Annotated in this window: 14 protein-coding genes and 1 other annotated feature; of the genes, 4 read left to right on the top strand and 10 right to left on the bottom strand. The window is 36.2% G+C overall.

The features are described from left to right. Nucleotides 1-2: 2 nt before the first annotated feature. From EDC24_RS01070 to refZ, 8 genes are all read right to left on the bottom strand, one after another. On the bottom strand, nucleotides 3-590 hold the full coding sequence (locus EDC24_RS01070; protein ID WP_124219017.1) for a hypothetical protein: 588 nt from the start codon (nucleotides 588-590) through the stop codon (nucleotides 3-5). 296 nt (nucleotides 591-886) lie between these two features. Beyond that, nucleotides 887-2470 (bottom strand): amidohydrolase, encoded by a 1584-nt coding sequence (locus EDC24_RS01065; RefSeq protein ID WP_124219016.1) that lies wholly within the window; start codon nucleotides 2468-2470, stop codon nucleotides 887-889. 148 nt (nucleotides 2471-2618) lie between these two features. Next, entirely contained in the window at nucleotides 2619-2819 is a 201-nt protein-coding gene (locus tag EDC24_RS01060; RefSeq protein ID WP_124219015.1) for an alpha/beta-type small acid-soluble spore protein, read from the bottom strand. An 80-nt stretch (nucleotides 2820-2899) separates the two neighbouring features. Then, entirely contained in the window at nucleotides 2900-4102 is a 1203-nt protein-coding gene (gene thiI, locus EDC24_RS01055) for a tRNA uracil 4-sulfurtransferase ThiI (protein ID WP_124219014.1), read from the bottom strand. Between the two features lie 5 nt (nucleotides 4103-4107). After that, a complete protein-coding gene (locus EDC24_RS01050) occupies nucleotides 4108-5241 on the bottom strand; it encodes a cysteine desulfurase family protein (RefSeq protein ID WP_124219013.1) in 1134 nt (377 codons plus the stop codon). A gap of 103 nt (nucleotides 5242-5344) precedes the next feature. Beyond that, nucleotides 5345-5650, bottom strand: a complete 306-nt coding sequence (locus tag EDC24_RS01045; RefSeq protein ID WP_124219012.1) for a hypothetical protein — start codon at nucleotides 5648-5650, stop codon at nucleotides 5345-5347. A gap of 26 nt (nucleotides 5651-5676) precedes the next feature. Next, nucleotides 5677-7377, bottom strand: a complete 1701-nt coding sequence (locus EDC24_RS01040) for a septation ring formation regulator EzrA (RefSeq protein ID WP_124219011.1) — start codon at nucleotides 7375-7377, stop codon at nucleotides 5677-5679. A 127-nt stretch (nucleotides 7378-7504) separates the two neighbouring features. Continuing rightward, a complete protein-coding gene (refZ, locus tag EDC24_RS01035) occupies nucleotides 7505-8092 on the bottom strand; it encodes a forespore capture DNA-binding protein RefZ (RefSeq protein WP_124219010.1) in 588 nt (195 codons plus the stop codon). Between the two features lie 103 nt (nucleotides 8093-8195). Here refZ and EDC24_RS01030 point away from each other — a divergent pair, with 103 nt between their 5' ends. The 3 genes from EDC24_RS01030 (at nucleotide 8196) to rpsD (ending at nucleotide 10127) form a co-directional block, all read left to right on the top strand. After that, nucleotides 8196-8681 (top strand): GAF domain-containing protein, encoded by a 486-nt coding sequence (locus EDC24_RS01030; protein ID WP_124219009.1) that lies wholly within the window; start codon nucleotides 8196-8198, stop codon nucleotides 8679-8681. A gap of 108 nt (nucleotides 8682-8789) precedes the next feature. After that, the gene (locus EDC24_RS15260) at nucleotides 8790-9296 is read left to right on the top strand and encodes a hypothetical protein (protein ID WP_211342326.1); all 507 of its coding nucleotides are present in this window, start codon (nucleotides 8790-8792) and stop codon (nucleotides 9294-9296) included. A 228-nt stretch (nucleotides 9297-9524) separates the two neighbouring features. After that, complete coding sequence (rpsD, locus tag EDC24_RS01020; protein ID WP_124219008.1) at nucleotides 9525-10127, top strand: 30S ribosomal protein S4; 603 nt, start codon at nucleotides 9525-9527, stop codon at nucleotides 10125-10127. Between the two features lie 53 nt (nucleotides 10128-10180). Here the strand turns inward: rpsD and EDC24_RS01015 are convergent, their stop codons facing one another. Then, entirely contained in the window at nucleotides 10181-10459 is a 279-nt protein-coding gene (locus tag EDC24_RS01015) for a DUF3219 family protein (RefSeq protein WP_124219007.1), read from the bottom strand. Nucleotides 10460-10580: 121 nt separating this feature from the next. Between EDC24_RS01015 and EDC24_RS01010 the strand changes: the two genes are divergently transcribed. After that, complete coding sequence (locus tag EDC24_RS01010) at nucleotides 10581-13343, top strand: UPF0182 family membrane protein (protein ID WP_124219006.1); 2763 nt, start codon at nucleotides 10581-10583, stop codon at nucleotides 13341-13343. Nucleotides 13344-13400: 57 nt separating this feature from the next. On the opposite strand, the gene tyrS is transcribed toward EDC24_RS01010, so the two are convergent. Next, nucleotides 13401-14669 (bottom strand): tyrosine--tRNA ligase, encoded by a 1269-nt coding sequence (gene tyrS, locus EDC24_RS01005; RefSeq protein ID WP_124219005.1) that lies wholly within the window; start codon nucleotides 14667-14669, stop codon nucleotides 13401-13403. Nucleotides 14670-14718: 49 nt separating this feature from the next. Continuing rightward, nucleotides 14719-14919, bottom strand: a binding site (T-box leader). Nucleotides 14920-15028 lie beyond the last annotated feature (109 nt).

Genomic DNA, 15028 nt, shown 5'->3' with positions numbered 1-15028 from the left:
GTTTAAGACCCACCTTTTCTTAAGTATCGTAAAATCCCCAATAGTTCACGCATAATTTGACCGAACTTAAATGATAATATACATTCAAGCTCAGTTTGATACGTAGCCTGTTGGTAGTTCGGCTGAATGCTGTAAACAGGAATCGTTTGATTATTCATAACCTGAGTAACAGAGGTACTAATTAAACTCTTAACACTATATAACCAACCCGTAACAACAGCTGTTTGGTCAGCTGATGTTAATCCAATCATCGAGTGCCAATTCAGTTTATCAACGTGGATGGATTGAAGGAGAGCTTTTATGTAAGGGACCAGATCTTTTAACGTATCTAATGATTTCATCTGCTTAAAATCGATTGATTTAGATTCAGTAGTCGTCTTCTGTTCCTCAAATGATTGAAGTATGGCCTCTTCTTCAAGTGTAAAGTTTTTCTTAAACGTCATAAGTCGCAAAAATTTAACTTTAACAAATAAATTTTTGTAATTATTTGTATAGTTCAAATTAATTTCAATCCGAATTTGTGAAAGAAGAAGACTTAAAACGAACAATAGAATTAAACCTAATAAACAAGCAACGATGATCAAAACCATCCTACAGCACCCCTTAAACTTAGAATGGCTCATCATTGGAAAATTATTCATACCTAAATGACATTGAAAAAAAAGCTGAGTGATTGAGACAACGGTAAAAATATTCGTCAGCGCAGTCAAAATGCGACGACTCCAGCAGGAACAGCACGAGGTGAAAATCACGCAAAACTCACGGTAGTGAGTTTTGGGAAGTTGAAGCCGTGCCTGCGGAAAGCGGAGCTTTTTGACGGAGCGTATAAGAAAACTCCGTACTATGATTAAACTTTAAACATGGTACGGAGTTTATATTAATATATTTAAGATTGGTAGACCACTTGTTCATTAACAATAGTTGTTCGAACACCAATGTCTTGAAGCTTTTCTTTCTCAACTTTAAATGGATCTTGATCTAACACTACAAAATCCGCAAAAGCTCCTGGTTTAATTTGGCCTTGAACATCTTCTTTATTAATCACGCGTGCGGGATTTACCGTATATAACTTAATCGCATCATAGACGGATATACATTGTGACTCATTATAAGCTTCTCCATCATATGTTGAGCGTCGGTTAACAGCTGCACTAATACTTATCATGGGGTGCACCATCTCAATTGGCGCATCTGAACCGCCAGCACATAACAAACCTTGTTCCATAAAAGATCTCCAAGGATAAGATTGCATCGCTCGCTCATATCCAACACGATCAATCACCCATGGAAAATCTGATGAGACAAATAACGGTTGAATATCAATTATGAGAGGAAGTCCTTTCATACGCTCAGTTAATTCTGGTCGCATAATTTGTGCATGTATGATCCGATCTTTTAACTCTCCAGTTGGAGGATACATCTCAACTAACTCAACTATTTTCTCAACCGCTTGATCACCAATCGTATGCGCGGCAATTGGCATATGATAATGCCGAGCTTTTTTGATCAGGGCTTCTAACTCTTGATCAGTGTGAATAGATACACCTTTAGTCGTTGGATCATCTTCATATGGTTCGGATAAAAGAGCTGTACGGCCACCTAATGCTCCATCGACGAATAATTTCATAGCGCCGAACTCTAACCAGTCGTCTTTTTGTTGGGACTGATAGCCTTCTTCATGCAAATCATCGACAACAGCATGATGCACTAATAAATGCGCACGAAACAGTTTTTCATTAGGAATGACTTTTTTAAAAGCGTCGTATGCTTGATTAAAACCGCCATAGTAACTTAAATCTTCACTATGCCCTGATACAATGCCTTTTGATAATAAGTCCTCAACAGACGTTTTAATGGCTTTAGTTAAAAATTGATGGTCAGGTGTTGGCATTACAGCTTTAATTAATTCTTGCGCTTGATCATGAAAGGCGCCTGTTAAATGGCCAAACGGATCGTGTTCGATCACTCCACCTGCAACTTCTTCAGTAAACTCATCAACACCAGCAATCTCCATAGCTTTTGAGTTAGCGACTAAAGCGTGACGGCAAACTCTTGTTAAAACTACCGGATGTCCATCAGAGACATCATCTAGCTCTTTACGATGAATCATGATTGGCTCATCCCAGTTATTTTCATTAAACCCTTCACCGATTAACCATTCTCCATCACTTAATGTCTTAATCGAATCTCCAACTTTCTGAATCACTTCTTTTCTTGAATTGACCTCAGATAAGTCTAAGCGTATAAGCTTTTCCCCGTGTCCTACAATATGTAAATGACTATCGATAAAACCTGGTAAAACCGTGCCACCCAATTCAACTTCTTCAACGATTTCATCGCCATATTTCGTTTTAAGATCATGTTTTAAACCTGTATCTATAATTCGGCCTTCTTTTGTATATATGGCCTCAACTTCTTCACCAAAACCTGTCATGGTATAAATCGCTTCACCATACCACAGTTTTCCCATCATAATCCCCTCGCATTCTAATCCTGTTTGACTGACCTTATACTACTACCAAACAACTATTGAATTCAACTCTAAAGTACCTTTTATCATTTAAAAAAGGGCAGCTTTTTTTACACTGCCCTTTAACATATATTCAATTTTAGTTTAATTATTGGCCATTCATTTGTTGCTGAGCTTGTTGTACTAGACGTTTTGTAATTTCCCCACCTACTGAACCGTTCGAACGGGACGTAGAATCTGGGCCAAGTTGTACACCAAACTCTTGTGCAATTTCAGTTTTCATCTGGTTTAAAGCTGCATCAATACCAGGAACTAATAATTGGTTTGAGTTATTGTTTTGGTTTGCCATCGGCTTCTTCACCTCCTCGTTAACTATTGTTAGCAACGAGAAGTTTTAAATACAATGCAAAAGTTGGAAGTCAACTAGTTTTATAATAAGTCCTCAAACTCATCTTCAACTTGCGATTCATTCGCTGAAAGCGTAACAGTTTCCATATTCTCAATAGCCTTTTCTATATCTTTTGAGAAGTCAATTGGATTTTCAAATTCATTAACTTTTTCGCGAGTTGGTCTAGTTTTTGGTTGCTTAGGAACAAAAATCGTACAACAATCTTCATAAGGAAGAATTGAAATGTCATAAGCACCGATTTCTTTAGAGACTTTAATAATATCTAATTTGTCCATGGCAACTAGGGGACGAATCACTGGATAATTTGTGACTTCATTAATGGCATGCATACTTTCCATTGTTTGACTGGCGACTTGACCTAAACTCTCACCGGTTGTAATGGATAAAATATCACGCTCTTTTGCGACCCGTTCACTGATTCTCATCATTAGACGACGCATAATCGTCATACCATAATTTTCAGGTGCTTCTTGAAAGATTTTTTGCTGAATTTCAGTAAATGGTATGACATGCAATTTAACATCGCCACCATAATTCGTTAGAACACGGCCAAGATCCTCCACTTTTTGCTTTGCACGCTCACTTGTAAAAGGTGGTGAGTGGAAGTGGATGGCTTCAATTTCAACTCCACGATTCATCGTTAAATAACCTGCGACCGGACTGTCAATGCCACCTGATAGCATAAGTAACGTTTTTCCAGTCGTTCCAACCGGAAGTCCACCTTTTCCAGGAATTTTCTTTGCGGTAATATAAGTTGCGTCATGTCTAATTTCGACACGCAACTCAACATCAGGATTGTGAACATCTACTGTCCAACCTTCTGTGTTCGTTAATAAATGACCGCCAAGAATCTGATTCATATCTTGAGAAGAGATCGGAAAATCTTTGTTTGGACGTTTACAAGTTACTTTAAACGTACGACCATTTTCGAGTTTTAAAGCTTCTAATGCCCCAGCTTTAATTTGATCTTCGTCATTCTCAATCTTCATGGCTAAACTAAATGATTGAATACCAAAAATATCTTCACATGTTTTTAAAATCGGTTCATGATCTTCTCCGTTTAATAAAATATACATGTGATCGCGTTTGGCTTTCACTTTTATATTAGGAAAATCTGATAGCTTTTTCTCAACATTCCGCTTTAGAATTTGCATAAACGTTTTCCGGTTTTTACCTTTTAGTGCTAATTCGCCGTAACGAACTAATATGTGATCATATGTCATGTTAACTACCCCATTATATTTTCATATTGCTGAATTGTTTTAAACAATTCCTTTATAAATAAATCAATATCTTCTTCAGCTTGGTCCATACTCATACTGACCCTTAATGCTGATTCGGCTGCTGTTTCTTTTCCGCACGCTAAAACAACATGACTCGGTTCATTCTCTTTTGAAGAACAAGCTGAACGTGTCGAAATGAAAATGTCCTTTTCAGCCAAAGCATGTATGAGTACTTCTGGTTTAAAACCAAGCACTGAAAAATTAAAAATGTGTGCTGCGCCATGTTTTGGTGAATTAATCTCAATCGCAGAATGGTTGCTTAATTGCTCGTATAGTTTTTGTTGTAACGTTTTAATTCTTTGATACTCTCTTTGATGATTAAGCGCTAAACGCATGGCTTTTGCGAAAGACACAACACCAGCTAAATTTTCGGTACCAGGGCGAATTGATTGCTCTTGAGAACCACCTTGAAATAAAGGTTGTAAGCTTATGTGACGCTTTTTAATTAAACACCCAGTGCCTTTTAAACCATGTATTTTATGTCCAGAGATTGTAACTATATCTAGACCTTCCATCTCATAAGGTAAGGGTAATTTACCAAAACCTTGAACATGATCCGTGTGAAAAGCAATCTTCGGATAATGACGCAGTAAATTCGCAATATCTTCAATCGGCTGAATGCTTCCAATTTCATTATTGACATGCATAATGGTTACCAAAATCGTATCTTCTCTAATGGCCGACCTTAAGTCTTCGATTGAGATAAAACCGTTTTGATCGACTGGTAAATACGTCACTTCATACCCTTCACGTTCTAATTGCTCACAAACTTGCAAAACGGCAGGATGCTCAATCCGGGTTGTAATAATATGTTTCCCTCTATTTTCATGAGCATAAGCGATACCTTTAATCGCTAAATTGTTACTCTCCGTACCACCAGAGGTAAACACAATTTCTTCTGGTAAAACTTTCAATAACTCAGAGACCTGTTTTCGAGCTGATTTGAATAATTTTTCCGATTCACTGCCAGCTGAATGTATAGAAGATGGATTAGCAAAATAATCCATAGATACTTTTTGAAATGTCTTAAGCACTTCTGGTGCGGGTTTCGTTGTCGCACTATGATCCAAATAAATCATTCTTCAAACCCCTCATCATCGACTTTTGCATCGAATAATATTAACACAATTTAAATACATACTGCAACTACTCAAAATTCATCCAAATAAAAAGCCACTCCCATTATGAATTTGGAGCAGCTTCTTCGTCTATTTCTAAAATCTCTAAAAGTGTATCAATTGAGACACCTTCACCGTCGTTATATTCAATTGCTTTTTCAATTTGTTGATTCGTGTTATTAGTTAATTTATCATCATTGACAAGAACATAGAAAGTTGAAGCGTTTTTATCTTCTAGAGCGATTTCCGTGGAAATACTATTTGTTTTTGCTTTCAAAACAGGTTCCTCAGGTTGCAAAATTAGTATTAGTAAGAATGTCCATGTTATGACGAATAAACCACTCGTCAAACCAATAACTAAACGATTCATCCTTCATCTCTCCCAACAACGAAGAACTATGATACCGTGCTTTCCGAAATCACTTCTTCTAACCTTTTAATTGCTCCTGGCTCAACTTCTTCTAAAGCTTTAGATGCTTTTTCAAGAGCAACTTCATAATTATACTCGTGGAACGCAATCTCAGATTCTGAGATCTGTGCAGCTAAGATTGGATAACTTGTTCGATAACGGTTCGCATACTGTATGACTTTCTCAGCTAAGTAAGCCTGATCAATTAACAACTGAGTTTGCTCAACCGTTCGATTCACAGATTTCTCAGCTTGCTCTATCGCATGATTAATACGGTCCATATTCAAAGGCTGGTCTTCTAAGGCTTCCATGGCTTTAGAAACAGAATCCCGACCTTCTTCAACTAATTCAATAATGTAATTCGGTATTCCAGGTAAATTACTCTTTTGTAAATTTTGTCTTACCTGAATAATGCTTTGTTGTAATTCATTAATCTGGCCTCTTGCATCCAATTCATCTTTTCTTAAATTATGCAAATAAGAATCAAAATCATTTTGTGGCTGTTCCCATTCCTCAAACTCTTCAAGCCACTTCTCTAAATCCACACGTATTGTAGAGAATAAATTCTCTTCACGTTCGACCATGTCTTTAATTCGCTCTGCCTCTTTCTCTAAACGATCAATCATTTTCTCAAGCTGATATTGTTCCTCATATTTATCATCGTTCAAATGATAATTTTCTTTAACGGATAAAATGTTTTCTTTTGTTTTTGCAAAACGTTCCTTAGCTTCAGTTATTTTTTTATCTAATAACTCGATTCGTTGCATGACAAAGTTTTTATCTAGTGCTTCTTTTTCTAGTTGGTCATAAACTTCAAGAATTCTGGAACGGATTTGTTCTATATGTTCCTCAACACCTTCGTCTGACCCTTTGTTCAACTGTTCAATAAGTGTTAAGAGTGTTTCATGATGTGTATGTATTTCCTTATCAAATCCTAATAAATGAATACGATAATCCTCGTCCCTCATTTCCCTAATGCCATTGTGTAAATGATCGAGATCTTCAGGAATCACTTGTTTACATAAACGATATAGTTCAGGGAAAGTTTGGACTTTGCGTTCAAGTTCATTTAACTTATCACTAGATTTTTTCACTAGTTCGTGAGCATCCGTATAATTTCCTGAAGCTGTAAGGTTTTCATACTCAGCAATTTCCTTCTCAATGTCATCTAATTCAACTTCAAACACGACTTCAGCTTTACCTAATTGGTAACCATTCTGAAGTACCTTTTTACGAACCTCCCCAACTTGGGGTTTAATTTTCTCAACCTCTTCTCGACTATCTTTTTCCGAGTGGAGAAGGCGATCGACTTCTTCAAAAATATCGTCAATGGTCTTTTCTACTTGCCCTAATTCACGACTTACATGATTTAAAATTCTAAACGCTTTAGTAAAGCGATACTTTTCAGCTGCTTCCTCAGCATCAAGCAAATATTCCTCTACATTAGAGAAAACATTATCGTTAATGTCATCCCACTCATCACGCCAAGTCTCAAACAGTTCTTCTGTCTCACCTGTCAAATTTAAGCCGCGTACTTTTCCCAGTTCTTCAGCTACTTGACGGTTCATTAATAGGACTTTTTTCTCTTCTAAAGCGTCAACACGCTGATAAACCTTTTTACGCATGATCACACCGACAATAATGAATAGGATAATTGCTACTATAAGAATGGCTATAACGAGTTCCATAAAAAGCCCCCTAATCTCACACAACTATTGACTCAAATAACTTTATTCTATGATAGCATATTTTTGACAATAATTTGCTAAAAAATTGCGATTTTATCGGAAAAACTTACATGTTTAGACATAAAATTTAAGAAAACCACTTTTTAAGTAATTGTACATATTGACTAATAAACGTATCCTCACTTCGGTCCCAATGATATTGATCCTGCCAATCATTGGCATATGTAAATGGGCCATTTATTAAGCTTTTTAATTGTAAATAAAACACTTCCCGTTCTGTACCATTTAAATTCCATTCCCTAGAAAATGAATTTGTAATCTTTTTTAACAAATATTTCTCTTTTGCAACGTATGTCGAAAACAATTCTCTTATAAACATATTATCTAATGATAATTCACGTTGAATAAAACAACTGAATTGAAAACGTTCGTACTTATAATGTATAATTTCATCAATAACATGAAAGAAATGCTCTTGATCAGTCAATTCTTCTTCGTTAGTTATTTCTTCTAGCATATCTATATACTTTTCAAAATAATCAACGGTCATATGCTCAAGTAAACCTTGTTTATTGTTAAAATAATATTTTATCATAGACACGTTAACGTTAGCATGATCGGTGATTGAACGAATGGAAGTCCCATCAAAACCATTATAATAAAACAATCTGGCTGCTTCTTCCATGATTTTTTCTTTTGTGCTTTTTTCTGACATCAAACATCACCTCTTTCATGTATTTATTCGATTTTTTTCGCGAAAAACCTTTTAGATTTTAAGTAGATTTTGTGACAATTATTATGATAAAGGAGTGAATGACATGTTTGAAGCAATAACTTATAATGGCTCACGAGAGGCTGATTATGAACTTGTCATTAAACAACTGGATAGTTTATTAGAAGATGAATCTGATCTAACGGCGAATTTAGCCAATGCAAGTGCATTACTAAACCAATTTCTAGAACAAGTTAATTGGATAGGTTTTTACATCATGAAAGAAGGCGAACTTGTTTTAGGGCCATTCCAAGGCCTTCCCGCCTGCGTTAGAATCCAAGATGGAAATGGTGTGTGCGGAACTGCTACATCAAAAAAAGAAACAATCCTTGTTGATGACGTTGAACAATTCCCAGGCCACATAGCTTGTGATGCACAAAGCCAATCTGAGGTCGTCGTTCCAATTATAATTGACGGTCAAGTTTTTGGTGTTTTAGATATCGATAGCCCAGTTAAAAACCGATTTGATTCAACAGATCAAAAGTATCTGGAGGCCTTTGTCGAAACACTTAAAAAGCATATTCACTTATAAGTTTTATGGCACCAATTAACACAAAAATTGGTGCTTTTTTTATGTCAAAACTTGTCCATATCATGGTATAATAAAACATAAAATAATTATATGAGGTGATTTGATTAAATGAGCGAAACAAAACTAGATTTGATCTTATCAGAACTTCAAAGCATCAACAATAGAGTAACTTCACTAGAAAACGAATTTCACAAGTTTGCAACTAAAGATGACCTAGAAAACTTTGCGACTAAAGAAGATCTGAAAAACTTTGCTACGAAAGATGACCTGAAAAATTTTGCTACAAAAGAAGACTTGAAAAGTTTTGCTACGAAAGATGATTTTAACGAGTTTAAAAACGACTTAGATCGCTTTGCTACGAAAGATGACCTTAACGAGTTTAAAAACGACTTAGATCGCTTTGCTACGAAAGATGATTTACAACCTGTTAAAGATGACCTTCAAGTCTTAAAACAGAACCATGAGGAACTTAAAGACGAGCAACAACTTATTAAGCAAGCGGTATTAGAAACGAAAGATGACGTAAAAGAGCTAAAACAAAACCAATCTTCTATTTATCAAGTTATAGGAGAGCACGAAGTATCTCTTCGCAATATAAAAAACTTCATTTTATAAACCTACCAAAAACACTTGACTCTTCTCTTTATTTTTCTTATAATATCCTTTGTGTAAAATAAAAGGCAGCTTAGGTGGTCTTACTATGTGATCATTTTGTACCTCAAGTTGAGGTGTATCGCGTAACTCTCTGCTGCTGGAGCGAAGATACATGAATGCAAAATGAGCATAGCGCAGGAACACACCCTTTTTATTTTATGCAAATTTAAAATAAAGGAGGAGAAGCTCGTGGCACGTTTCACAGGTTCTCTATGGAAAAAATCACGTCGTTACGGCATTTCTCTTAGCGGTACAGGAAAAGAGCTAGAGAAGCGCCCTTACGCTCCAGGTCAACATGGCCCACACCAGCGTAAAAAGCAATCAGAATATGGACTTCAGTTACAAGAGAAGCAAAAGCTTCGTTTCATGTATGGTTTAACTGAACGTCAATTCCTTCGTATTTTTGACGACGCAGCTAAATTAAATGGTGTTCATGGTGAGAACTTCATGATCTTACTTGAATCTCGTCTTGATAACCTAGTATACCGTGCAGGTCTAGCACGTACTCGTCGTCAAGCACGTCAGTTAGTAGGTCATGGTCACATCACAGTAGATGGTAGTATTGTAGATATCCCTTCATACCGTCTGAAACCAGGCCGTGTTATTGGTTTACGTGAAAAATCACAAAACCTTGACATCGTAAACGAAGCGATTGAAGTAAGCAACTTCGTACCAGAATTCGTAACGTTCGATGCAGACAAAAAAGAGGCGACATATAACCGCTACCCTGAACGCTCTGAGCTACCATCAGAGATCAACGAAGCGCTTATCGTTGAATTCTACTCAAGATAATAAATTTATCTTTATTAAAATCCCTGAAACTTTTCGTTTCAGGGATTTTTTTATTACTTCTTCTCTATCAATTCCAAATGAAACTGTCCAACATTTCCTTTCTTATATAAATTAGTTACTGACGTCCAATATTTATAAATCGTCGCTTGTAAACTAACATTCTCACTAGGTATCTCAACTTTAAAATTATTCTGATACAGTAATGTCGTAACGTCATGATAGTCTTCATGACTGACTTTAAACTCTAATTGAATATGTGTTCTTCCATTTGTTTCATAAACCTTATAATCATCAACTTCAACAGCATAATCATTTAGGACTACCTTTTTCATTGTTATTCCACCTTTACATTGGATAATTTGTTTTACATCTATTAGACTTATAATGGGTTGAAACTTAATCCATACGTCATTCGTATAACAAAATACATAATAAAAATTTGGGGAGGTCAACATGAGTGGTCAAGACTTTTTTGAACAATTGAATCAGAAACAGACAGAAAATTTAAAGAAACTCATGAAGCGTTTAAAATTTATCTTTTTTATTTTATTACCTATAGTCATTTTAGGAATCATCGGGTTTCAAATTGCCACTAACTACATATGGTTAGAAACATTAGATTTTGAAAGTGTTTATATGACCATTTTGACAAGTCGTGTCGCGCTTGGCGTCATCGGATTTATACTGTTTTTAGTAGTCGGTTATATCACGTTAAGCTGGATTCGAAAATCTTACTTAACTTATTTAAATCCTAATGTTATTCCAAATATGATTTCAAGTAAGAAGGCTTCACGTCAGGTGATCTTACTAACATCCATTGTTTTTGGTGTACTTGGTACTGTTTTAATACAAGGCTTAGGATGGGAACCTGCGTTAAAATTATTAAATCACGAACCATTTGGCACAACAGATCCACATTTTAACTTAGATATTTCATTTTATCTTTTTGTGTTGCCATTCTTAGAATTTATTTTAGGCACGCTATTGAGCTTAAGTATCATTGTGCTACTAGCTGAGATTGGTGCATATTCAGTGTTTGAAATGTACCGAAAAAGCCGAAATGCTCAACTTCATTTAGGATTTACCTTAGGAGTCATTGGGTTAATTTTAGCGGCCCAACATTTCTTAGAACCTTATGGCACATTATTAACCAATCAAGTTAACGCATTTCAGGAAAGCGCCGTTTATGGCTTAAGCTATACGGACGATGTCGTAAATATTCCTAAATCGTATATTTTAGCAGTTGCAGCTATTTTACTAACCGTTTGGATGATTGTCGCTCTAATTAAAGGTAGCTTAAAAGGAATGGTCATTCCGATTGCGGCTTATTTTGTCATTGTCATCTTAGGACAACTAGCTTCCGTAGCAGTTCAACAATTCGTTGTGTCACCAAATGAATTCCATCAAGAAACTCCTTACTTAGATGAAAATTTAGAATTTACTCGAGACGCATATGGGTTGAGTGATATTAATGAAATCGATCATCCAGGCAACAATACTTTAGATGAAGATATGGTTGAAAATAATGCACCAACAATCGATAACGTTCGAATTAATGATTCCCGTCCATTATTAGACGTTTATAACCAAAAACAAACCATCCGTAATTATTACAAATTTAATGACATAGATATTGATCGTTATATGATTGACGGTGAATACAAGCAAGTCTTTATAGGGGCACGTGAATTAGATATCTCGAATTTGCCTGAGGAGGCCAAGCAATCTTGGGTTAACAATAAGCTCCGTTATACGCATGGTTATGGTATTACGATGAGCCACGTTAATGAAATTGATAGCCAAGGCCAGCCAGAATATATTATGCAGGACTTTCCGGCGGAGGGTGTTTTTGACTTAGAACGACCTCAAATTTATTTTGGTGAGGAAAGTGCAGATAGCGTCATCGTTAATACGAATGTAGAAGAATTTGATTACCCTAACAATGATAACCGTTATGAAGCCAATACTGGGGTTCCGTTACAAGGAATTAATAAATTATTATTCTCGATCAAAGAAGGTTCTTTCAGAATGTTCGTATCTGATCAGTTAACAGATGAAAGTCAGCTACTAGAAACACGTAACATTAAAGAGCGTGTTAATCGTATTGCACCATTCTTTGAATACGATCAAGACCCATATTTAGTCGTAAGGGATAATGGGACACTAACTTGGATGCTTGACGGTTATCTGACAGCAGAAGGTTACCCATACGCAGAACCATATGAAGATAACAGAAATTATATTCGCAACTCAGTTAAAGTAGGCGTAGACGCATATACGGGTGAAGTTGATTTTTATGCTGCTGACCCAGAAGATCCGTTGTATCAAACTTATGCGAATATATTCCCTGACTTATTTACAGAAGATGTACCTGAAGACATTCAGGCACACTTCCGTTATCCTGAAAAGTTATTTAAAGTTCAGGCTGAAAAATGGGGCACGTATCACATGTCAGATTTAGAAACCTTCTATAATCGTGAAGATGCTTGGCAATTCCCAACTGAGAAATACTATGCGAATGATACAGTAATGGAACCGTACTACATCAGCATGAAAATGCCAGATGAAGAAGCAGAAGAATTCGTTTTAAACATTCCATTCACACCTAAAAACAGACAAAACATGATTGCTTGGATGGGTGTTCGAAATGATGGCGACCATTACGGAGAATTATTTGTTTATAATTTCCCTAAACAAAAGAACATCTATGGTCCGCAACAAATTGAGAATAGAATCAATCAGGACAGCTATATTTCGCAACAACTAAACCTATGGGCTCAAGGTGGCTCAAATGTTATAAGAGGTAACTTATTAACTTATCCAATTGAGGATACGGTGCTTTATGTTGAGCCGATTTATATCGAATCATCTAATGCTACGTCGTTACCAGAGGTTAAGCAGGTTGTAGTCGCTTATGAAGACTACATTGTTATGGAGCCGACATTTGAAGAAGCATTAGACGAAATTGTTAGAATGGTTGAAGAAGGGGCTCCTGGTAATGCACCAGAGATTGACCCAGACGCAGACCCGGATACTGATCCAGGTAATGTAGAAGAAGGTGAAGACACACAAGATCAGCCAATTTTAGATGCTGAACAAACACTTCGTGATGTTTCACAACTATTCGATGATTACCAAAATGCACTAACCAACGGAGAATGGGAACGTGCAGGTGAAATTATGTCCGATATTGAAGAAATGTTAAACCAAAATTAATCCATTATTTAAGGGCATCAGATTACATAGAATCTGATGCCCTTTTATTAATGTTTCTTATTGGTGACGAATTAAGAAATACTTCTTCTTACCTCTTCTAATGACGGTAAAAGCCCCATCTATTTTATCTTGATCATCTAATACATATTTTAAGTCCTGTTGTCTGTCACCGTTGATATAAATCGCTCCATTTCCAATATCTTCTCTAGCTTGTCGCTTAGAAGATGAAATATTGGCAGCAACGAGTAGATCTATTAAACCTATTTCAGATGATTCTAACTCATACGACGGAACATCTTTAAAACCTGACTCAACGTCAGATTTATTTAAACTTTTTATATCACCTTTAAATAATGCATTAGAAATACGAATGGCTTGATTTAGTGCCTCTTCACCATGAACCAATTTCGTCATTTCTTCTGCCAAACGGCGTTGAGCTGCTCGTTCTTCAGGACGTTCTTGAACTTCTTTTTCTAATTTGTCAATTTCATCTAATGTTAAAAATGTAAAGTACTTTAATAACTTAATGACGTCTCGATCATCAGCATTAACCCAGAATTGGTAAAACTCATATGGTGATGTTTTTTCCGGGTCTAACCAAACAGCACCACCAGCAGTTTTTCCGAATTTAGATCCGTCTGCTTTCGTAATGAGTGGGAATGTTAAGCCAAATGCTTTAGCTTCCTCCCCTTCTTCACTTGTTCTACGAATAAACTCTAAACCTGCAGTAATATTTCCCCACTGGTCACTACCACCAATTTGTAGAGTACAATTTTGTTCTTCGTTTAACTTTTTGAAATCTAGTGACTGAAGTAGCATGTAAGAAAACTCAGTGAAAGATATACCATTTTCAATTCTCGACTCAACTGAATCCTTTGCCAGCATGTAGTTAACACTAAAATGTTTCCCCACATCTCTCAACAATTCGATTACAGACATTTCACTTAACCAATCAAGGTTATTGACAGCAACTGCTCCCTTTTCTTGATCTTCAAAGTCCAACAATTTTGCAAGCTGCTCTTTAATACGATTGCTATAGTGCCGAACAACCTCTGAATCATTTAACTGGCGTTCTTCATTACGACCACTAGGGTCACCAATCATACCTGTTCCACCACCGACAAGTGCAATTGGTTGGTGACCTGCTTTTTGAAAACGTTTGAGCATGATGACAGGTAGTAAATGGCCTATATGCAAACTATCCGCTGTAGGATCAAACCCACAGTATAGCGAAACTCTTTGCTCATTTAAATGTTTTTCTAAACCTTCTTCATCTGTGATCTGATTAACAAGCCCTCTAGCTTTTAATTCTTCCAATAACTTCATTTGCTCCACCTCCATAGTTTTATAAGCATAAAAAAATCCCTCGTCCCAATTTAGGGACGAAGGAATCGCGTTACCACCCTAGTTGCAGTTCTAATAACTGCCACTTCATTGACATATCGGCCAAATTAACCGCTCTATAGTAGAGATGCTCCAAGCCGTAATTCGTCCTATACCTTGCACTGATTCGCAGCTACCACCAGCTCTCTTTAGCATTGGGTATATTTCTACTTCAACTTTTCGACGCATTTATATATATATTTGTTCTATAGAAATATTTTTACCACACCCATTTTAAAAATGCAATAAAAATTAATAAATGATCGTTTAATCATTAATTTTCGGATAGGATGAATCACTAG

It is taken from the genome of Aquisalibacillus elongatus (assembly GCF_003843875.1).
Classification (GTDB): Bacteria; Bacillota; Bacilli; order Bacillales; family Alkalibacillaceae; genus Aquisalibacillus; species Aquisalibacillus elongatus.
Note: the sequence above shows the minus strand (reverse complement) of the source record. Positions and strands in the feature narration are given on the sequence as shown.

Excerpts from the sequence above, each read along its gene's own strand:
- tyrS (WP_124219005.1), bottom strand. The coding sequence starts at position 14,669 with ATGAAGTTATTGGAAGAATTAAAAGCTAGAGGGCTTGTTAATCAGATC.
- refZ (WP_124219010.1), bottom strand. The coding sequence starts at position 8,092 with ATGTCAGAAAAAAGCACAAAAGAAAAAATCATGGAAGAAGCAGCCAGA.
- EDC24_RS01040 (WP_124219011.1), bottom strand. The coding sequence starts at position 7,377 with ATGGAACTCGTTATAGCCATTCTTATAGTAGCAATTATCCTATTCATT.
- EDC24_RS15260 (WP_211342326.1), top strand. The coding sequence starts at position 8,790 with ATGAGCGAAACAAAACTAGATTTGATCTTATCAGAACTTCAAAGCATC.
- thiI (WP_124219014.1), bottom strand. The coding sequence starts at position 4,102 with ATGACATATGATCACATATTAGTTCGTTACGGCGAATTAGCACTAAAA.
- EDC24_RS01060 (WP_124219015.1), bottom strand. The coding sequence starts at position 2,819 with ATGGCAAACCAAAACAATAACTCAAACCAATTATTAGTTCCTGGTATT.
- EDC24_RS01045 (WP_124219012.1), bottom strand. The coding sequence starts at position 5,650 with ATGAATCGTTTAGTTATTGGTTTGACGAGTGGTTTATTCGTCATAACA.
- EDC24_RS01010 (WP_124219006.1), top strand. The coding sequence starts at position 10,581 with ATGAGTGGTCAAGACTTTTTTGAACAATTGAATCAGAAACAGACAGAA.
- EDC24_RS01070 (WP_124219017.1), bottom strand. The coding sequence starts at position 590 with ATGGTTTTGATCATCGTTGCTTGTTTATTAGGTTTAATTCTATTGTTC.
- EDC24_RS01065 (WP_124219016.1), bottom strand. The coding sequence starts at position 2,470 with ATGGGAAAACTGTGGTATGGTGAAGCGATTTATACCATGACAGGTTTT.
- EDC24_RS01030 (WP_124219009.1), top strand. The coding sequence starts at position 8,196 with ATGTTTGAAGCAATAACTTATAATGGCTCACGAGAGGCTGATTATGAA.
- EDC24_RS01015 (WP_124219007.1), bottom strand. The coding sequence starts at position 10,459 with ATGAAAAAGGTAGTCCTAAATGATTATGCTGTTGAAGTTGATGATTAT.
- EDC24_RS01050 (WP_124219013.1), bottom strand. The coding sequence starts at position 5,241 with ATGATTTATTTGGATCATAGTGCGACAACGAAACCCGCACCAGAAGTG.